The sequence below is a fragment of the Micromonospora sp. NPDC004336 genome (genome assembly GCF_053602615.1).
Genome location: NZ_JBSGDY010000018.1, coordinates 35,555 through 55,293, shown reverse-complemented (window position 1 = coordinate 55,293; position 19,739 = coordinate 35,555). Strand labels below are relative to the sequence as shown.

The window sequence follows — 19,739 nt, the reverse complement described above, 5'->3', positions numbered from 1 at the left end:
CGACTCCTGCGGGGCGAGGGAGGGTGGCGGACCGGGCGTCACGCGGCGGTCGCCGCGACTGGGCCGGCGGGCCGGAGGACGATCGGGAGTTCGAGGAGGTAGCGCATGCGGTTCTGCCGGTAGTGCAGCTCGCGGGTGTCGACCGCGAGCCGCATGCCGGGAAAGCGGCGGGCGAGCGTGCCGAACGCGATCTGCGCCTCGGCCCTGGCCAGCGCCGCCCCGACGCAGTAGTGGTGGCCGTGCCCGAAGGACAGGTGCGGGTTGGCCGCCCGGGTGACGTCGAGGGCGTCCGGGGCGGCGAACCGGGCCGGATCGTGGTTGGCGGCGATCAGCGACGCCGCGACCAGGCTCTCCGCGGCGATCGTCCGGCCGGCCACGTCGATCGGCGCCGAGGCGATGCGGGCCAGTCCCACCGGGAAGGGCGTCACGTACCGCATCAGCTCCTCGACGGCGGTCTCGACCAGGTCGGGGGTGTCCACCAGGCGCCGCCACTGGGCCGGCTCGCCGAGCAGCGCCGCCACGCCGTTGGCCAGCAGCGCCATCGGGGCGCGGTGGCCGCCGACCATGAGCCACCGGGCGGCGGAGACGAGGTCCGCCTCGTCCAGCGCCGGGCCCTCCGCCCGTACGACCGCGCTGATCAGGTCGTCGCCGGGGCGGGCGCGGCGGGCGGCGATCAGTTCGGCGAGGTAGTCGTCGACGTCGGTGTGCGGGTCGGGGGGCCACTCCCGCATGCGGCGGATCAGCCAGTCCTCGACGTACGCCCGGTCCGCCTCGGGGACGCCGAGCAGCTCGCAGAGCACGATGATCGGCAGCGGGCGGGCGAACGACTCGACCAGGTTCGTCACCGAGCCGGGGTCGATCGCGTCCAGGAGCCGGTCGGTCTCCCGCTGGATGCGGGGCCGCAGCGCGTCCACCCGGCGCGGCGTGAGGTGCGCGGCGACCAGCCGCCGCAGGCGGGCGTGCAGGTCCGCGTCGACGGTCACCAGGTCCTGCTCGCCCCGGTGGTCGGTGTCCTCGCCGGGCGGCGACAACCGGAACCCGGCCGTCATCTCCCGCTCTCCGGCCAGCCGCGGGTCGGCCAGCGTCGCCGTGGCGACCTCGTGCCCGGTGAGCACCCAGGTCGGCGTGGTGGCGACCAGCGAGACGCGGTGCACCGGGCCGGCCGCGCGCAGCTGGCCCAGGGTCTCCGGGTCGTTGAGCAGGGCGGGGGTGAGCGCCGGCGGCCTGACCGGGCACGGCGACGCGCCGTCGAGGTCCGCGGCGACCCGGTCCAGGAACGGTCCGAGGGCCGGCAGGTCCGCCTCGGCCGTCGCGGGCGGGAGCAGGAGGGTGGGGCAGGACACCCACTCCGCCTCCGGCGGGGCGGCCGGCAGGTCGAGCGCCACGACGGCGGCGACCCGTTCCGGGTGCCGGTCGGCGACGGTGAGGCCGGCGGCGCCGAGGGGGCCGGCGCCGACGAGCACCGCCCGGTGCGGGCTGTCGGGGCGCGCCAGGAAGTCGACGATCCGGACGGCCGGTTCGGCCGCCCCCGCCGGGAGGGTGACGGTCCGCACCGGCCAGCCGGTCGACCGGCACGCCGCCGCCAGCCGGTCGGCGGCCGGTCCGTGGCCGAACACCACGACGTCGACGCCCCCGGCCGTGCGGTCCTCATCGATCTGCATGCCGGAAGCGTGCCGTCGACGGGCGCGCCTAGCATCGGGGAAACACCGCGAAGCCGGACGGTCACGCTCCGTGAAATCGGTCGGGATCCGCGCCGCGTCCGGGGCCGGCGGCGGCAGTGGCCGGCCGCGCGGCGCGGCCACCGCCGGACGGCCCGCGCCGGCCGGGGCGTGCGTCCGGCACCCGACACGGCGGCGGCCGCCCGCCACCGGGCCCGGCCGGGCCCGCGCCGACGCCCGCTGACCAGCACGTACGTCCGACGCACGCCGTGCCGGCCCGCGCCTCGGACGGCGGCCCGGCCGACGGATAGGGGTCTTCCCCGATGCTAAGGGGGCCGGCCCGCTCCGATGCTGCCTGCCATGGCACCCACCCGTGACGCCGTCGCCGGCGCGCAGACCCGCCCCCCGCACGCCCAGCCGGTGGCCGCCCCGGCCGACGACGAGGCGGACGCGGCGGGTCTCCTCCGGCTCGGCCTGGCGTTCTGCGAGTCGAAAGCGCTGCTGAGCGCGGTGGAGCTCGGCGTGTTCGACGCGCTGCGCGAGGCCGGGCCGTCCGACGTGGACGCGCTCGTCGCCCGGCTCGGCCTACACCCGGGGGCGGCCCGGGACTTCCTGGACCTGCTCGTGCGGCTCGGGCTGCTGACCCGGGTGGCGGGCCGGTACGCGAACGGGCCCGGCGCGGCCCGGCACCTCGTGCGGGGCACCGCGTCGCCGGTCCGGGAGCTGCTCGACCGCGCGAACCGGATGCACTACGCCGCCTGGGGCGGGCTCACCGACGCGCTGCGGACCGGCGGCAGGCGGCCCGAGGCGGACTACTCGGTGATGCCGCGCGACCCGCGACGGCTGCGCCGGTTCCTCAACCTGATGGACGCCCTGACCACGGCGATCGGTCCCCCGCTCGCGGAGGCCGTCGACTGGGCCGGCGTGCGCCGGGTCGCCGACGTCGGCGGCGGGCGCGGCCACCTGCTGTCGTACGTGCTGACGGCCCACCCGCACCTGTCGGGCGTGGTCTTCGACCTGCCGCACAACGCCGGGCCCTTCGCCGAGTACGTGGCGACGCGAGGGCTCGCCGACCGGATGACGTTCCAGCCCGGCGACTTCTTCGCCGATCCGCTGCCCGCCGCCGACGCCCTGATCTTCGGGCACGTGCTGCACGACTGGTCTCCGCAGCGGCGTGCGGTGCTCGTCCGGCACGCGTACGACGCGCTCGCCGACGGCGGGCTCCTGGTGGTCTACGAGGGCCTGCTCGGCGCGGACGCGGGCGACGAGCACCTGCCCCGCCATCCGGCCACGCCCGAGGAGCAGCCCGACGTCAGCGGCGACCCGGTGGCGGCGCTGGACATGCTGTTGTTCGGCGAGGGCAGCTCGGAGTACACCGAGCGGGAGTGCCGCCAGCTGCTCACCGGCGCCGGCTTCGAGCTGCTGGCGGTACGCCCGCTCGGCGAGCGGGACACGCTGGTGGTGGCCCGGAAGCCCTGACCACCGGCGCCGACCGACCGGCCACCCGGGCCGGTCGGTCGGCAGTCCTGGCGGGGTCGCGTCAGGCGACGGCCGTCCCCTCCAGCTCGACCATCAGGGTCGGGATCGCCAGCCGGGTCACCCCGAGCATCGTGGTGCTCGGCGCCACCCCGGCGGCGCCGAGCCTCGACGCCAGCACGCCGTAGTGCGCGAAGAGCCGGTCGACGTCGGTGGTGTAGACGTTGAGCCGGACGAGGTTCGCCAGGGACATGCCGGCCTCGCCGAGGACGGCCTCCAGGTTGTCGAGGCTCAGCGCCAGCTGGGCCGCCATGTCACCGTCGTGCTGGGGCTTGCCGTCACCGCTCATCGCCGTCTGTCCGGCGCAGTACAGGGTCCGGGTGTGCCCGGAGACGACCTCACCCTGGTGGTATCCCAGCTCGGTCGACCAGGTCCACGGGTTGACCGCCGTACGCTCCATTGCCATTGCTGCTCCATCTGTCGACAGTGTGGGCGCCGATGGTTTCCGGCCCCACCTGTCAGTGAGCCTCGCAGGGCAATCACGACATCCTGTGTCGTGTATTTCTGGCATAGTTTCCGGGTGCGCGCCGACCGGTTGGTGTCGCTGGTGCTGCTGCTGCGCCAGCGCGGACGGCTGTCGGCGACCACGCTGGCCCGCGAGCTGGAGGTGTCGACCCGCACCGTGCTGCGCGACATCGAGGCGCTCTCGGCGGCCGGTGTCCCGGTCTACGCCGAACGCGGCCGGCACGGCGGCTTCGCGCTGCTGCCCGGCTTCCAGACCGAGCTCACCGGGCTCAACCACGACGAGGCGCTCGCCCTGCTGGTCGCCGGCTCGCGGCGGGGCGCGCAGGCGTTCGGTCTCGGCTCGGCGCTCGCCTCGGCCATGCTCAAGGTCGTCGACGCGCTGCCCGAGAGCTACCGGGACACCGCGGCGAACGCGGTCGAGCGGCTGCTGATCGACCCGGAGACCGACCTGCTGTCGCGCCGGCTGGTCGCCGACGAGGTGCCCGAGGGCATCGTGGCCGAGGTGCGGCGCGCCGTCTTCGCCGGGCACCGGCTGCGCATCCACTACGCGGCGGTGGGCCGGGCGCCGCGGTGGCGCACGGTGGACCCGGTCGGCCTGGTGACCGTACGCGAGCAGGGCTACCTGCTGGCCACGAGGTCCGGCGCGGACCGCACCTACCGGCTGTCCCGGATCCTGGCCGCCGAGGAGCTGGCCGAACCCGCGCAGCGACCGGACCGGGTCGATCTGGACCGGGCGTGGCAGGAGCGCAGCACCCGGTTCCGCGCCGGCGGCGACCAGGTGACGGTGCTGGTGCGACTCGACCCGCGGCGGCGGGAGGAGCTGGTGGGCACCGCGCTGGCCGTGCTCGCCGAGGAGGCCGACGCGGACGGCTGGCTGCGGCTGGAGGTGAGCTTCCAGGACCGCAGGCACGCCGAATGGGCGCTGTGGCAGCTCGGCACGAACGCGGAGGCCCTGGCCCCGCAGTGGCTGCGCGCCGCCCTGCGCGACCGCGCCGCCTCGATCGTCGCCCGCTACGAGGTGTCGTCCGCGAGCACCGTCGTGGCTGATCATTGAGCGGTGATCGATCCTGTCGCGCCGCCGGTCGCCACCGGTGCGTTCTCGTTGGCCGTTCCGCCGCTGTTCGCCGCGCTGGCTCCCGCGCGGAACATCCTCGTCGCCGGGGCGGGCGGGGGCTTCGACGTGTACGCCGGCCTGCCGCTGGCGTTCGCCCTGTGGCAGGGCGGCGCACGGGTGCACCTGGCCAGCCTGTCCTTCTCCGAGCTCGAGCTGATCGACCGGGACGCGTGGGTGGCGGAGCACGTCGCTGCGGTGCGGCCGGACACCGCCAGTCCGGACTGGTACTTCCCCGAGGGGACGCTCGCCCGGTGGCTGGCGGCGCAGGGTCTGCCGTCGACCGTGTACGCCTTCCCACCGCTCGGGGTCCAGCCGTTACGGGCGGCGTACCGGCACCTGGTCGAACAGCTCGACATCGACGCGGTGGTGCTGGTCGACGGCGGCACCGACGTCCTGCTGCGCGGCGACGAGAGCGACCTCGGCACCCCGGTGGAGGACATCACCAGCCTGGCCGCCGTGGCCGCGCTGGACGTGCCGGTCAAACTGGTGACCAGTCTCGGCTTCGGCATCGACGCCTACGACGGCGTCAACCACGTCCAGGTGCTGGAGAACCTCGCCGCGCTCGAGCGCGACGGCGGTTATCTCGGCGCCCTGTCCATCCCCGGTTCCAGCCGGGAGGCCGCGCTGTACCGCGACGCCGTCGCCGACGCCCAGGCCGCCACCCCGGACCGGCCGAGCATCGTCCACGGACAGATCGCCGCCGCCACCAGCGGCGCGTTCGGGGACGTCCGGTTCACCCGGCGCACCGGCGGCGGCGACCTGTTCGTCAACCCGCTGATGGCGATCTACTTCACCGTCGACCTCGACAAGCTCGCGGCCCGGTGCCTGTATCTCGACCGCATCGAGGACACCGTCGGCAGGCGCCAGGTCATCACGCGGATCCAGGCGTTCCGCGACGAACTCCTCGGCGCACGCGTCCCCCGCGCGTATCCCCACTGACGGCGGCGGAGGATACCCGCGCGCGCCGCGCCAGGAAGGGTCGCGGCCCCGGCGGCGGGCCGGGCCAGGGCCTCGCCGTGCGACGCTACGACCGTTCGCGGCCGGGCTGTCGCGTCGGTGTGTCGTCCCGTGGGGCGAGGGCGGCGACGGCCCGCTCCAGGTGCTCGGTGAACACCCGCCGTTCGTCTGCGCCGAACGCGTCGGCCAGCCGCTGCTCGACGGCGAGGACGGCCGGGTCCGCCCGGCGCACCAGGTCGGCGCCCCTGGCCGTCAGGCGGACGATCCTGACCCGCTGGTGCAGCGGCGACGCCGCCCGTTCGACAAGCCCCTTCTCCTCGAGGTTGGCGAGCACGGTCGCCGTGGTCTGTGGCGTCACCAGGCAGGCGCGGGCGAGCTGCGCGGCGGACGCCTCCGAGTCGTGCAGGAGGACGAGCAGCACCGCGTACTGCGGGACGGTCAGGTGGAACTCCTGCAGCACGCGCGTCTTCTCGGCGATCAGTGCCTGTTCGGCGCGTTTGATGACGAGGCCGAGCCGCTCCATCTCAGTAGCGGGTGCCGACGGCGGTCGGGGCGGCGTCGAGCGCGGCGAGGTCGGCGGCGGTGAGCGTGACGTCGGCGGCGCCGATGTTGTCCGCGAGGTGCCCGAGCCGGCGGGTGCCCGGGATGGGGACGACGTGCGGTCCCTGCGCGAGGACCCAGGCGATCGCGACCTGCGCGGGGGTCGCGCCGTGGCGTTCGGCGACGGCGCGCACGGTGTCGACGATGCGGGTGTTGGACGCGCGGGCCTCGCTGGTGAAGCGCGGGTTGCCGGCCCGCAGGTCGTTCTCCTCGAACCGGGTGGTGGCGTCGATCGCGCCGGTCAGGAAGCCCCGGCCGAGGGGCGCGAACGGCACGAACGCGGCGCCGTTGGCGGCGCACCAGCCGACCACGTCGCCGGCGTCGGACGCGCCGCCGCCGGCGACGGCGGCCGCGGACGAGCCCGTGGTGGGCTGCCCGAGCGCGTCGCGGGTCCACAGCGACAGCTCGGACTGCACGGCGGTCACCGGGTGCACCGCGGCCGCGGCGGCGGCCTGCTCGACGGTGACCTCCGACAGGCCGAGGTGGCGGACCTTGCCCGCGCGGACCATCTCCGCCATGGCGGCCCAGGACTCGGTCAACGGCACGGTGTCGTCGACGCGGTGCAGATACCACAGGTCGATGTGGTCGGTGTTGAGGCGCTTCAGGGACGCGTCGACGGCGGCGCGCAGGTGCTCGGGCGACCCGTCGCGGCGGAGGCTCCTGACCCGCATGTCGTCGACGACGAGCCCGGCCTTGGTGGCCAGGAAGACGGTGTCGCGCAGGCCGGACAACGCCGCACCGACCAGTGTCTCGTTGTGGCCGTCGCCGTAGACGTCGGCGGTGTCGATGAAGGTGACACCGGCGTCGACGGCGGCGCGCACCACATCCCGCGACGCCGCGTCGTCGCGCGTGCTCTCGGCGTATGCCCAGCTCATGCCCATGCAGCCCAAACCGATCTCGCCGACGTGGCGTCCGGTGGCGCCCACCTCGCGTGTCCGCATGTCCCACGATCCTCTCAGTATCAGTACTCTGTCATTCGACAGCATACTGCCGAAGGGAGCGACGTTGACATCGGCACTGATCCTCATCGACCTGCAGGAGTGGGTCGTCGAGCGGTACGCGCCCGACGGCGGGATGGCGGCCGCGCGGGCCGCCGAGCGGGCCCGGCGGTCGTTCCGAAGGTCCGGCGACCTGGTCGTCCACGTGCGGCACCTGGCCCTCGACGGCTCGGACGGCGGCCCGGGCTCGGCGACGACCCGCTTCGTCGACGCGGTGACCGTCGAGGACGGCGAGCCGGTCGTCGACAAGCACGACCGCAGCGCCTTCGCCGGCACCGCGCTGGACGACACGCTGCGCGACCACGCGGTCGACGGCGTCGTGCTGGCCGGACTCGTGACCGAGGGCGGCATCGCCAGCACCGCCGTCGACGCGCTACGGCTGGGCTACGAGGTGTCCGTGCTCCTGCCGGCGATCGCCGCGAACACACCGGAGAGACACCGCCGCACCCTCGACGACCTGCGCGGCCGGGGCGTGACGCTACGCGCGTAGGCGGCGCCGCGACGCGGGACCCGGCGGGGCGGAGGTGTCCGGCGTCGGTCCGGCCGGCACGGTGGCTCCCCCGCCGGGCCGGGCCCGACGCCGCAGCGGCAGGACGCGGCCGGCCAGGATCGCCGCGCCCGCGCCGAGGCCGGCCAGCAGCAGCGGCGACACGGTGAGCAGCCACGGCCATCGAGGTCCGGGCAGTTCCCGGTCGGGCACCGGGTACTGGAGGGACTTGGCGACCCAGCGGGCGGTGGCGACGTCGTAGGTGTCGGCGATGTCGCGCAGCGCCCCGTCGAACGGAAACTCGCCCGACTCGTGCAGCGCCCTGACGGGGACCGTCGTGTCGCCGAGGGCGGTGGACGCGCCGGCGGGCACCAGCACCCGGTCGAATCCCGGGTCCGCCGGGCGCCAGGCGGAGCGGGGCAGGAACGTCAGGCCGTGCCGGGACCGGACGGCCCGGCCGTCGAGGCTGAACGCCCGGAGACGGGCCAGGTAGGAAAGCTCGGTGTAGGGACGGAAGGCGACGGCCAGCTCGATCTCGCCCACGCCGTCGGTCAGCAGCACGCCGGTCGTCGGCCGGTTCCACCGGTACGCGGCGCTCAGCGGCGCCACCAGGTCGCGTGGGCCGGGGTCCTCGTCGGCGACGGCGACCGGACCGCCCGGCCGGTATCCGGACCAGCCCAGGTCCCGGGACACCCGCTCGGCCTCGGCGGGACCGACGAGGCGCTCCACGACCCGCAGCGCGCCGTCGATGCCGGACAGCACGCCCGCGGTGGTGACGATGTCGCCGTCGTCGACGAACCGGACGCCCTCGGTCCAGCCCACGTCCGGATCGCTGCGGCGCAGGCCGATCAGCTTGAGCCAGTGCGAGGTGGCCGGCCGGCCGTCGAGGAGCCCGGCGTCGGCGAGCACCTCCGCGCCGACGCACACGCTCATCAACAGCGGGGCGCCCTCCCGCCGCTGCGCGCGCAGCCACTCGACCACGTCCGAGGTGGAACCGGGCAGCTGCGGCACGACGACGACGTCGGGCGGGCGGGACGTCCGGGCCGCCAGCTCCGCGAAGCTCAGGTCGGAAACGAGGTCGAGGCCGCCGGTCAACGTCACCGGGTCGGACGTCGGCGCCACGGTCACCACGTTGAACCGGCCCGTCGCCGCGAACACCTCGTACGGCGCGAGCGTGTCGGCGACGTTGGCGCCCGCCGAGCCGAGCACGACGGCCACCGTGGGCCGGCCCGGATCCAGGGCGAACGCCGGGCGCTCGGGCGGCGCGACGCCCGAGGCGCGTTGGGGGTAGACCTCGTCGACCGCGCGCCGGACGCCGAGCGTGCCGACGGCGGCCGGCACGCCGAGCGCCGCCACCGTGACGACGACGATGCGTGCGATGCGTCTCCGCATGGTGTCGGTGACTGTCATGGGCTCACCATCCGTGGCGGGTCGTCGTCGCGGCGACCCGCGGACGGACGTCGGTCCGGATTCTTGGGTTGGCTGTCCGACGGACGTCTCGCCCGCCGGCAGCGCGGCTCGTAGCGTGGCACCGTGGGGACCACACGTCGCGTCCTGGTCGTCGGCTATCCCGCGGCCGAGCTGCTCGACATCGCCTGCGTGATGGCGTCGCTGCAGATGGCCAACCACCTGCGGGGCCGCGCGATCTACGGGCTCCGGCTGGCCTCGCCCGGCGGCGCCGCGATCCGCACCGCGACCGGGCTGGTGGTGCACGCCGAGCTGGCGCTGGAGCGGGCCCACGGGCCGTTGGACACGCTCGTCGTCTCCGGCGGGATCGGCTACGTGGCCGCGATGCGGGACGAGCGCCTCGTCGCCCACGTCCGTCGGCTCGGCCGGGAGGCGCGCCGCGTCGCGTCGGTGTGCACCGGCGCCGGCGTGCTCGCCGCGGCGGGCCTGCTCGACGGGCGGCGGGCCGCGACGCACTGGCACCACGCGGCGTACCTCCAGGCGCGGTTTCCGCGGGTGGAGTTCGACAGCGGTCCCATCTTCATCGCCGGGGGCGACGTGTGCACCTCGGCCGGCGTGACGGCGGCGCTGGACCTCACGTTGGCGTTCATCGAGGCCGACGAGGGGCCGGCGCTGGCCAGGGACGTGTCGCGCCACCTGGTGACCTATCTCCAGCGGCCCGGCGACCAGGCGCAGATGAGCATGTTCACGGCGCCACCGGCGGCGGGGCACTCGCTGGTGCACGACACCGTCGCGCACATCTCGTCCCACCTCGACGAGGACCTCTCGGTGGCGGCACTGGCCCGGCTCGCCGGGGTCAGCGAGCGGCACCTCGCCCGGCTGTTCCGCCGGGAGATCGGGGTGGCACCGGGCAGCTTCGTCCGGCGGGCCAGGGTGGAGGCCGCCGCGCACCTGCTCGCCGGCACCGACCTGACGGTGGAGGCGGTGGCGGGGCGCTGCGGCTTCGGCACCGTCGAGGCCCTGCGCCAGGCGTTCCTCGGCGCCCACGGCGTCTCGCCGTCGCACTACCGCGCCGCCCGGTCCGCCTCCGGCGACCGGACGAACGCCACGACGGCGTAGGGCGCCGTCCGCGCCCCGGCCGGCGTGCGCGTCGGCGGCAGTCGGCGCCGGACCCGGCCGTCGGCGGCAGCCGGGCCCGCACGTCGGTCCGCCCCGCCGGACCGACGATGATCAGCGCACGACGGCGTACCGCGTGTGGACGGCGTACGGCGACTGGTGCACCGACAGGATCCTGAGGTCGATGTCCCGGTCGAAGCCCTCGAAGAGCCGCTTCCCGCCGCCGAGCACGACCGGAGCGGTGGTGATGCCGAGCTCGTCGACCACCCCCGCCCCGAGGGCCTGCCGGATGACGTCGGCGCCCCCGCCGATGGCGACGCCGCCGTCGCCGGCCGCCCGTCGGGCCGCCGCCAGCGCCTCGTCGAACCCGTCGACCATCAGGAAACCCGTGCTCGGGTCGGGCTGGTCCGCGGTGCGGTGGGTCAGCACGACCAGGGTGCCCGGGAACGGGTTCCGGCCGCCCCAGGCGCCGGAGCTGTCGTACATGCCCCGGCCACACAGGCCGGCGCCCGTCCCCTCGATCAGGGTGTCGTAGTAGGCGCGGTCCGCGTCGGTCATGCCGCTGCCGGGCTCGTGATCCGTCTCGTAGGTCCACGGGCCGCCCATCACCCAGTAGTGCAGCCGCTCGCCGCCGACGCCGAGGCCCTGGCCCTCGTGATCGTCGGGACCGGTGACGTAGCCGTCCACGGAGACGGTGATGGCGGCCTTGACCGGGCCGCGCCGCTCGGTGCTGCTCATGGTTCCTCCTGTGCGGGATGTCGGAGACGCCTGCCGTAACGGCAGACTGCCCGCCCGCGCCCGACTCGTCGGTCCGCCTCGCCGGAGCGGGCCGAGGATCCCGCGTGGGCGGTGCCGGGCGACGAGGGGTGGGTCGCCCGGCACCGCCGGCCGTGGAGAGCCATTTCTGGACCGCCCTCCACGGTGTCGTCGGGCCGTCGCGGCGGCCCGACGACCTGTCAGGTCAGGGCGTCACCTTCCAGGCGCGGGTGACGGTCTGGTCGATCCGGTTGCCGGCGCGGTCGGTGGCGGTGACCCGCACGGTGGCGAACCGCGCGTCCGCCGGCGCCGCCGGCACGGTCGCCGTCACCGTCCCGGCGCCCCGGGTCGGCACCCTCCGCCAGTGGGCGCCGTCGTCGTAGGACACCCACACGGTGGTCTCGAACCGGCCGGGTCCGGTCGCGCCCGGCTGGTAGCCGGGGCTGAGCGTCAGCGGGTACGGCCGGTCGGCGCGGACCGTGTTGGACAGGTCGGTCCGCACGTCGTACCGGATCTGCGGCAGCGCCAGCACCTGCGGCTGCTCGCCCCTGGGCCGGCTCGACCGGAACGTCCACGTGGTGGACGTCGCCGTCGAGGTGGTCCACCAGACCCGGTCCGGGAACGTGTCCCGGGCGACGTCCAGCGTCAGGTGGTACGTCCCGTTGCCCGGGCCGACCGTGAACTGCTGGGACGATCCGGTGGTGGTGCCGACGACCTGCCCGCCGCGGCGCAGCGTCAACCGCGCCCGGTCGGAGCCGCCGTCGACCCAGCCGTACGACCCGGCGTCACCGTCGGCGTACTGCGGCACGGCCACCCGGATGCTGTCGTGCCACCGGTTGACCGGGGTGCCGTACGCGTAGTTGGGCACGCCGCTCGGGACGGCGGGCCGGGTCAGGGCCGGGAACCACACCTCCCGGGCCCGCTCGCCGGGCCGGTACGACCGCAGGGGGCCGTACATGGTGCCCTGGGTCCTGCCCAGGTTCTCGCCCTCGGCGGTGGCCCGGGCGCGCCAGAGCACCCCGCGGGTGTTGACGTGGTCGGTGCGCCGCTGCGCGGCGGTCACCGGGCGGCTGAACTCGAACGCGACGTTCACCCCGTCCGGGTAGCCCGCCCGCGAGTCCAGCGCCCGCAGCTGCGTCCCGTGCTGGTGGAACTCGCTGTCCACGGTGGCCAGCGCCAACTCCCCCGCCGGGTAGTGCAGGTCTGCCGGGATCCCGCCCGGTTCGGCAAGCAGCAGGTCGTAGTGGTACGGGCTGCGGGCCACGCCGGTCAAAACGAGGCTCGCCGGCCCGGCGGCCAGCCGCTCGCGCAGCCGCACGCCGTCGGCGTACTCGATCTGGTAGGCCGGCACCGCCGATCCGTGGCCGCTCGGGTAGATCCTGCCGGGCTCGGCGGGGGCGAGGAGCACCGCCACGGCACCGGCCTCGGCCGCGGCGCGCAGTTGGCCGGCTACGGCGTCCTCGCCGACGTACCGCAGCAGCAGCGCCGCGCCGCGGGCGCCGGCCAGCCCGCCCGGCGCGCCGTCGCCGCCATCGACCAGCGGCAGCGTACGGGTCCCGTCGAACAGCGGCGCGTCGTCCACCGGCAGCGGGCGCTCCAGGCGGAAGCCGCCGGCGCCGGTCACCTCGGCGGTCAGCTCGGGGGCGCTGAGATCCCACCGGCTGAAGAACCGGAACGTCCCGGTGGCGACCGGCCGGGTCGGTACCGCGTAGACCCGCCGGACGTGCCACGGGTTGAACGCCCAGCCGGACAGGGTCGACCGGCTGCCGGCGGTGCGCTGCCACGACACGGCGCCCCGGCTGACCAGGGTCGGGTCCGCGACGTCGATGCGGATCTCGTTGCCGGCGCGCGCGTCGAGCCGCAGGGTGCGGTCCGCGTCGACGACCAGCTCCGGGTCGCCCGCCAGGGTGAGGTCCTTCTCGACGCCGGCGGCGTCCAGGCTGTGCAGGAGCGCCATCACCGAGTAGCGGCCGGCGGGCAGTTCCACAGTCGCCCGGCCGTCGGCGAAGAACCCGTAGTGCTGCTCGCCCGTGTCGAGGTTCCACAGCTCCGCCCGGTTGGCGAACCCGGTCGCCGGCCGGCCGTCCCGGTCGGTCGCCTCGATGGTGAGGGTGTGCGCCGGCGGGGTCACGCCGAGGCCGACGGGCGTGCGCAGTCGCAGCCCGGCGCCGGTGGCCGTGAGCAGCCCGGCGTACTGGTTCGGCCGGGTCGCCGCCGGGTCGAGCCGTACGGTCGCCGTCGCCCGTCCCCCGGCGGCGATGGTCAGCCGGGCCGGCGTCACGGTCAGCGCGGCGGCGCGGCCGGTCGCGCCGGCGTCGGTGGCGGCCACGGCCAGGTCGAGGGTGACGGGCTTGCGGCCGGTGTTGGTGTACACCACGTCCGCCCGGCGCGGCCCGGATCCGGCCGGCACCGGCCCGAGCACGACGCTGGCGGTGTCGACCCGGACGGTCTGGGCCAGCGCCGCCGGCACGTCCACCCGCCCGGCGCCCTGCTCGGCGACCGGCGCGTCGCCGGTCGGGGTGGCGCTCGCGACGAGCGCCGCCTTGAGTTGTCCGGGCCGCCAGTCGGGGTGGGCCTGCGCGAGCAGCGCCGCCGCGCCCGCCACGTGCGGCGCGGCCATCGAGGTGCCGGACATCGCGGTGTACGACGGGTCGACCACCTGCCCGAGGGAGGTGCCGGCCGCGCGGGCCGCCACGATCTCGACACCCGGTGCGGTGATCTCGGGCTTGACCGCGCCGTCGTCGAGGCGCGGCCCGCGGCTGGAGAAGTCCGCCAGCTCGCCCTCTTCGGACACCGCGCCCACGGTCAGGGCCGCGGTGGCGATGCCCGGCGTGCCGACGGTCTGCGGTCCCGGGCCGGAGTTTCCGGCGCTCACCACGAAGAGCGCGTCCGAGCTGGCGGTCAGCGCGTCGACCGCCTCGCTGACCGGGTCGGTGCTGCCGTACGACGGCCCGCCGAGGCTGACGTTGACCACCCGCGCGCCCTGACGTACCGCCCATTCCATGCCGGCGATGATCCCGGAGACGTCGCCGGAGCCGGAGTCGTCGAGGACCTTGCCGACGAGCAGCCGGGCGCCCGGGGCCACGCCCCTGCCACCGGCCCGCCCGGCCCTGCCGCTGCCGGCGATGGTGGCGGCGACGTGCGTGCCGTGCCCGAACCGGTCGACCGCCGCGCCGCCCTCGGCGGTGAAGTCGGCGGCGGCGGCCACCCGGCCCGCGAGGTCGGGGTGGGTCGGGTCGTAGCCGCTGTCGAGCACCGCGACGGTGACGCCCCGCCCGTCGTATCCGGCCTTCCACGCGGCCGGCGCGCCGATCTGGGGCACGCTGTCGGTCAGGTCGGCGCGGAGCCGCCGGTCCAGCCAGACCCGGCGTTCGCCGGCGGCGAGGGTACGGGGCCCCGACGTCAGCGCCTGCCACAGCGCGCGCAGCTCCGTCTTGCGTTCGGTGACCGCGACCGCGCCGATGCTGGGCAGCACCCTGGTCCGGGTGACGCCGGGCGGCGTCTCCGGGACCGCCGCACGGGCGCCGGCGCGGGCGGGCGCCCCGGCCACGAGCAGGGGAAGGGTCGGGCTGGCCGCGTCGTGGAGGCCCTCGGCGACCAGTTCGGTGACGTTGAACAGCGCCTCGTCCAGCAGGCCGGCGGAGACGTACGGCAGCGCCTCGTCCGGCACCACGTAGACGTCGCCGTCGCGCTGGGACAGGTGGAAGCCGCGCCGGTCGGGCCGGTCCCGGTCGTCGATGGTGGCCTCCTGCCGGCCGTCGGCGAAGCGGGTGAACCGGACGACGTCACCGTTGATCAGCGTGATCCGGTACAGCGAGCCGGGTGCCGCGGTTGACGCAACTGCGTCAGGGGTGACGGCGGTCGCGGCCGGTGGCGCGACGGCGACGACGGCGGCGACGACCACCGCCGCCGCGAGCACTCTGCGTAACGAGCTGAACACGAGACCCCCTATGACGTGCCGGCCGTTCCGCGGGCAGCGTCACACCTCGTCACCGGGGCGGTAAAGGATCTAGAGTCAGCGCAGCTGCGACAAGGCTCAGATGCGCCAGGAGGGGGCGATCATGCTTGGACCGGCGGGGCTGAGCGCGGCGGAGGAGGCGGCCTACCTCGCGCTGGTCCGCCAGGGCGGCGCGACGCTGACGCAGCTGACCGCCCGCACCGGGCTCGCCCCCACCCGGGTGCGTCGCGCGGTGCTCTCCCTGCAGCGCAAGGGCTTCGTGCACCACACCCCGGCCCCCGAGGAGCGGGTCGTTCCGGTTCCCCCCGAGCTGGCGGTGGAGCAGCAGGTCCGCCGCCGCCAGGAGGAGCTGGAGGGGGTACGGGCGGCCGCCCGCCGCCTCGCGCACGAGGCGCGCAGCCGGGCCAGCAACCGGCGCACCGAGGACCTCATCGAGATCGTGTCGGGCCGGGCGGCGGTGGCGCAGGCCTTCGACCGGCTGCAACGTACGGCCCGGCACCAGATGCGGGTGCTGGTCGCGCCGCCGTACGCGGTGCCGAAGGACGTCAACCGCCAGCAGCTCGAACGGCAGGCCGCCGGGATCACCTACCGGGCGGTGTACGACGTCGACGCCCTGACCGACCCCGGCTTCGTGGCGAGCGTCGTCGTCCACGTCGAGGAGGGCGAGCACGCCCGGCTGGCGCACGGCCTGCCGACCAAGCTCGCCGTCGCCGACCGGGAGCTGGCCCTGCTGCCGCTGGCCTGGACGCAGTCGGCCCACGACGCGGCGTTGCTGGTGCACCCGTGCGGCCTGCTCGACGCGTTGATCGCGCTCTTCGAGACCGTCTGGAACCAGGCCACTCCCCTGTCCGTGGCGGACTCCACCGACCTCGCCGCCGCCACGGCGGTCTCGGCCACCGACCGGCGACTGCTGTCCCTGCTGGTCGCCGGCCTGACCGACGATGCGGTCGGCGCGCGGCTGGGGGTGAGCCGCCGCACGGTGGTCCGGCGGGTGCAGCACCTCATGGAGCTGACCAACTCGCGGTCGCGGATGCAGCTGGGTTGGCAGGCCCGCGAGCGCGGTTGGCTCTGAGGCGGGCGGGCGAGGGACCCGAACCGCGCGCGACGAGGACCTGCTCGCGGTCGTGCGGCGCTGCGAGGAGGAGACGGCGATCCAGCTCAAGTGGCTGCGCACCCGGATGAAGGCCGCCGCGCCCCAGGCGCTGGCCGGCGCCGACTGACCGGCCGCGAGGCGGTCAGGCCCGGCGCAGCAGGACCGGCCCCGCGTCGATCCGGGTCCGGAACAGGACGTACGGCTTGCGCCGCAGGTCCTGCCCGCGCTGGTACTTCGCCTGGCGGTGCAGTTGGTTGGCGGTGACGTACAGGTGGCCGTCGGCGGCCACGGACATGGTGTCCGGCCACAGCAGCCGCGGATCGTGGACGACGGTCTCGTACCCGCCGTCGACGTCACGGCGCAGCACCGCGTCGTGCTCGTAGGAGGTCAGGTAGATCCGGCCGGCGTCGTCGGTCTCCAGGCCGTCGGAGCCGCCGCCCTTGTCGCCCTCGTCGCGTACCGTCGCGGCCACCTCGTCGTCGCCGAGCGTCCGGTCGGCCAGCGCGTCGGTGGCGACGCTGTACCAGCGACGCGACGCCAGGGGGCAGTAGTACAGGCGGGAGCCGTCGGCGGCGATGGCGATGCCGTCGCAGCCCATGCCCACCGGTTTCGGGTCGCCGTCGGCGGGGCGCTCCAGGAACGGCCGCCCCTCGACCACCGGACGGAACGTCTCCAGCGGCTCCGCCTTCGTCGACGGGTGCTCGTGCAGCCGCCGCCACGACTCGCCGGTCGCCAGGTCGACCACGACGAGGCCGTTCGGGCCGGAGTCGGAGGAGTCGGTGACGTAGGCCAGCCCGGCTTCGCCGCGACGCAGGTCGAAGCGCACGTCGTTGAGATACGTGCTGGGCAGCGCGACGTCGGCCGGAAAGGTGATCACCTGGGCGACGGAGTCGGTGTCCAGGTCGACCCGGACCAGTTTCGGCCCGCCCGGCCGGGTCGGCTGGAACATGGGGCTGCCGGTGTCGAGCACCCACAGCCGGTCGGCCGGGTCGACGACGACGCTCTGCACGGAGACGAACGCCCGCGCGTCGTCGTCGGCCGACGGGCTGTTCCACTCCTGATCGGGAAACGGCACCTCGATGCCGTCCCGCAGCTCGACCACGGTGGCGGTCACCTCGTCACCCCACTCCGGGAAGTTGACGAAGACACGTCCGGTCCGCGAGACGCTCACGCCCGTCGGCATCGGCCCGGTGAAGGTGTGCACCACCTCCAACTTCCCGACGGGCTCATCGCCCGCCAGGGCGCTCACCACCGCGCCGCCAGGGTGTGGGCGGTCATCGTTCCGCTCGCCGGACGGGGGAAGGGGCAGCCGGCGACCCGGTCCGCCGCTGGCCACGAGCGGGGATCGGTGACCTTCGAGGCGGAGCCGGTCGGGCCGGCGACGAGGAGGATCCTGCTGGTCGGCGTCACCCTCGCCTGCTACCCGTCTGTCCGCCGATGACACCCGTCCCGCCCGACGCGTTCCTCCGCGCACGCGCGCCGACGGCGAGGCTCACCGCTCCGCCTCGGTGGCCGTGGCACGGCCCTGCTCCTCGTCGCGTTGGCGGCTGAGGAAGAACGCGCCGAGCGCGCCGGTGAAGGTGCCGAAGACCGCCACCGAGTACGCGGCGAGGACCAGTTCGAGGCTCTGCGCGAACGTGTCGTCGACGGGCAGCGGCGCGCCGGTGATGGTGGTCAGCGCGACGTCGTGCAGGGCCTGCCCGTGCGTCCGGTAGGAGCCGGTGACGACCAGGAGTTGGCCGGCGGCGAGGATGACCGTCACGGTGACCACCGCGAGCCAGGCCAGCCGGTCGGTCAGCAGCCGGCCCGCCGACCGGGAGCCGCGGACGGCGGCGGCCACCACGCCGGTGCCGCGGGCGGCCCGCAGCGCGGTGGCGGCGCGGGCGAACCGCAGGAAGGGTACGGCGAGGAAGATCACCTGCCACCAGTTGCGCTTCCAGAACTCGCGGGCGCAGTGGCGCGCCAGCCAGGCACGTAACGCGAACTCGGCGACGAAGACGGCCCACAGCACCCAACTGGCGACGGTGAGCACCGTGGCGAGCGGCTGGTCGTCGGTGACGGCCTGGCCGAGCACCAGCAGCAGGAACAGGAGCCCGAGCACGCCCATGGGCTTGTCCAGCCGGCGGGCGAGGCCGTCGAGCAGGGCTTCGTCCTTCCGCTGCGGCGCCGGGCGCGCGGCCTCCCCGCGGGGTGCCTCGTCGGTCATCGTCCCGCCCGGGCGGTCACGCCCGCCGGCTGGTTCGGTTCGGGTGGGTCATGGGCGGTCCGTACCCGCTGGTCCTTGCGCCATGCCGCCCGCGCCCGTCCTGATTCCCGCAGCCACCCGCCTCGTCGAGCGGCCTCGGCGGCGTCCGAGCGAGGTGGTACGGAACGTCGTCGGTCAGGCAGCCCGGTCCACCCCGGCGACGTGCGGAAACGCGGCGGTCACCTGCCACTGGCCGGCGCCCGCCGGGCCGTAGCCGAGTGTGCCGCCGTACGCCTCGACGTCCGCCGCCAGGCTGCGTAACCCGTAACCCGGCGTGCCGCCGGGTGGCTCCGGGCGGGTCGGGCCGTCGTCCGGGGGGCGGACGCTCAACACGGACAGACGGATGTGTTCGGCGTCCCGGTCCACGCGGATCTCCAGCCGGGTGCCGGGGCCGGCGTGGCGCAGCGCGTTGGTGGCCGCCTCGCCGATCAGCCGATGGGCCACCACCAGCACCGGTTCGGCAAGCGCTGCCAGCGTCCGCGGCAGCCCGTCGGGCACGTCCAGGCCGGCCGCACGCAACTGGTCCAGCCGCTCGGCGAGGTCGTCGCTGGTCGCCACCGCGGCTCTACGGTCGAGGGCGGCGACGGTCTGTCGGATCTCGCCAAGGGCCGCCCGCCCCGCGCCGAGCACCCGCTCCACCCGTTCCCGCTGCGGCGCGGCCAGTCCGCCGCCGACCCGCAGCGCCTCGGACTGCACAAGCATCACCGTCAGGGTGTGGGCGAGCGTGTCGTGCAGCCGGCGGGCCAGGTGCTCCCGCTCCTGCGCCGCCCTGCGCTCCTCGGTCGCGATCCGCCGCTCCAGCCGCAGCCGGGTCTGCTCCGCCACCAACGCCGTACGCTGCCCCAGCTGCCTGCCCCGCTCGACGCCGGCCAGCCAGGCGACGGTGAAGGCCACGATCACCAGCAGCGCGCCCTCGACCGGGCCCCGGTGCGGGAGGCTCGCGACCGCCACGCCCACCGTCACCGCCCCGCACAGGCCCCACCGCACCGCCGCCGACCGGCCGTTGGCCGCGGCCGTGTAGAGCGCCAGCATCGCGGGCAGGTAGCCGATCGTGCGGGGCACTCCGACCAGCATGTGCGCCGAGGTGGCCACCCCCACCACGGCAAGCACCGGCCCCGGGGCCGCCCGCCGCACCACCAGCGGAAGGATCTGCCCCGCCGCCAGCACCACCGGAAGCGGCTTACCGGGTACCACCCCGCTGGCCAGGAACAGGCCGGCGGTCAGCGCGGGTAGCGCGAGGTCCACCAGAAGCTGCCAGCGGCGTCGCGCCCACCGGGCCGCCCCGCCCCGGAGCCGGTCGACCATCCGCGCACCTGTCGGCATCACGTCTCCTTCCGCCCGATCGGTAC

16 protein-coding genes are annotated in these 19,739 nt (G+C 75.5%); 6 read left to right on the top strand and 10 right to left on the bottom strand.

Annotated features, from left to right (window positions below; all coding sequences use genetic code 11):
- Positions 1-38: 38 nt before the first annotated feature.
- Positions 39-1,661 carry a cytochrome P450 family protein gene (locus tag ACWENR_RS06855; RefSeq protein WP_452276099.1) on the bottom strand — a complete coding sequence of 541 codons (1,623 nt, stop codon included), beginning with the start codon at positions 1,659-1,661 and terminating at the stop codon, positions 39-41.
- Positions 1,662-2,018: 357 nt separating this feature from the next.
- Between ACWENR_RS06855 and ACWENR_RS06850 the strand changes: the two genes are divergently transcribed.
- Positions 2,019-3,137, top strand: a complete 1,119-nt coding sequence (locus ACWENR_RS06850; RefSeq protein WP_452276098.1) for a methyltransferase — start codon at positions 2,019-2,021, stop codon at positions 3,135-3,137.
- A 61-nt stretch (positions 3,138-3,198) separates the two neighbouring features.
- Here the strand turns inward: ACWENR_RS06850 and ACWENR_RS06845 are convergent, their stop codons facing one another.
- The gene (locus ACWENR_RS06845) at positions 3,199-3,600 is read right to left on the bottom strand and encodes a RidA family protein (protein ID WP_452276097.1); all 402 of its coding nucleotides are present in this window, start codon (positions 3,598-3,600) and stop codon (positions 3,199-3,201) included.
- Positions 3,601-3,714: 114 nt separating this feature from the next.
- Here ACWENR_RS06845 and ACWENR_RS06840 point away from each other — a divergent pair, with 114 nt between their 5' ends.
- Positions 3,715-4,713, top strand: coding sequence for a helix-turn-helix transcriptional regulator (locus tag ACWENR_RS06840; RefSeq protein WP_452276096.1), 999 nt, complete (start codon positions 3,715-3,717; stop codon positions 4,711-4,713).
- Between the two features lie 3 nt (positions 4,714-4,716).
- On the top strand, positions 4,717-5,712 hold the full coding sequence (locus tag ACWENR_RS06835) for a DUF1152 domain-containing protein (protein WP_452276095.1): 996 nt from the start codon (positions 4,717-4,719) through the stop codon (positions 5,710-5,712).
- 85 nt (positions 5,713-5,797) lie between these two features.
- On the opposite strand, the gene ACWENR_RS06830 is transcribed toward ACWENR_RS06835, so the two are convergent.
- Together ACWENR_RS06830 and ACWENR_RS06825 are read right to left on the bottom strand one after the other, a co-directional pair.
- Positions 5,798-6,253: a MarR family winged helix-turn-helix transcriptional regulator gene (locus ACWENR_RS06830; RefSeq protein WP_452276094.1), complete on the bottom strand. Its 456-nt coding sequence runs from the start codon at positions 6,251-6,253 to the stop codon at positions 5,798-5,800.
- Position 6,254: 1 nt separating this feature from the next.
- Entirely contained in the window at positions 6,255-7,271 is a 1,017-nt protein-coding gene (locus tag ACWENR_RS06825; protein WP_452276093.1) for an aldo/keto reductase, read from the bottom strand.
- A gap of 64 nt (positions 7,272-7,335) precedes the next feature.
- Here ACWENR_RS06825 and ACWENR_RS06820 point away from each other — a divergent pair, with 64 nt between their 5' ends.
- Positions 7,336-7,818 carry a cysteine hydrolase family protein gene (locus tag ACWENR_RS06820; RefSeq protein ID WP_452276092.1) on the top strand — a complete coding sequence of 161 codons (483 nt, stop codon included), beginning with the start codon at positions 7,336-7,338 and terminating at the stop codon, positions 7,816-7,818.
- Here the strand turns inward: ACWENR_RS06820 and ACWENR_RS06815 are convergent.
- Positions 7,807-9,225 (bottom strand): DJ-1/PfpI family protein, encoded by a 1,419-nt coding sequence (locus ACWENR_RS06815; protein WP_452276091.1) that lies wholly within the window; start codon positions 9,223-9,225, stop codon positions 7,807-7,809. The genes ACWENR_RS06820 and ACWENR_RS06815 overlap by 12 nt on opposite strands.
- A 123-nt stretch (positions 9,226-9,348) precedes the next feature.
- Between ACWENR_RS06815 and ACWENR_RS06810 the strand changes: the two genes are divergently transcribed.
- Positions 9,349-10,341, top strand: coding sequence for a GlxA family transcriptional regulator (locus ACWENR_RS06810; RefSeq protein WP_452276090.1), 993 nt, complete (start codon positions 9,349-9,351; stop codon positions 10,339-10,341).
- 111 nt (positions 10,342-10,452) lie between these two features.
- On the opposite strand, the gene ACWENR_RS06805 is transcribed toward ACWENR_RS06810, so the two are convergent.
- Both ACWENR_RS06805 and ACWENR_RS06800 read right to left on the bottom strand, forming a co-directional pair.
- Positions 10,453-11,076 carry a dihydrofolate reductase family protein gene (locus ACWENR_RS06805; protein WP_452276089.1) on the bottom strand — a complete coding sequence of 208 codons (624 nt, stop codon included), beginning with the start codon at positions 11,074-11,076 and terminating at the stop codon, positions 10,453-10,455.
- Between the two features lie 223 nt (positions 11,077-11,299).
- Positions 11,300-15,034: a S8 family serine peptidase gene (locus ACWENR_RS06800; RefSeq protein WP_452276088.1), complete on the bottom strand. Its 3,735-nt coding sequence runs from the start codon at positions 15,032-15,034 to the stop codon at positions 11,300-11,302.
- Positions 15,035-15,155: 121 nt separating this feature from the next.
- On the opposite strand from ACWENR_RS06800, the gene ACWENR_RS06795 reads away from it, so the two are divergent.
- Entirely contained in the window at positions 15,156-16,124 is a 969-nt protein-coding gene (locus ACWENR_RS06795; protein WP_452276087.1) for a TrmB family transcriptional regulator, read from the top strand.
- Positions 16,125-16,287: 163 nt separating this feature from the next.
- On the opposite strand, the gene ACWENR_RS06790 is transcribed toward ACWENR_RS06795, so the two are convergent.
- From ACWENR_RS06790 to ACWENR_RS06780, 3 genes are all read right to left on the bottom strand, one after another.
- A complete protein-coding gene (locus ACWENR_RS06790) occupies positions 16,288-17,397 on the bottom strand; it encodes an L-dopachrome tautomerase-related protein (protein WP_452276086.1) in 1,110 nt (369 codons plus the stop codon).
- Positions 17,398-17,637: 240 nt separating this feature from the next.
- Complete coding sequence (locus ACWENR_RS06785) at positions 17,638-18,351, bottom strand: hypothetical protein (protein WP_452276085.1); 714 nt, start codon at positions 18,349-18,351, stop codon at positions 17,638-17,640.
- A gap of 174 nt (positions 18,352-18,525) precedes the next feature.
- Positions 18,526-19,713, bottom strand: coding sequence for a sensor histidine kinase (locus ACWENR_RS06780; RefSeq protein ID WP_452276084.1), 1,188 nt, complete (start codon positions 19,711-19,713; stop codon positions 18,526-18,528).
- Positions 19,714-19,739 lie beyond the last annotated feature (26 nt).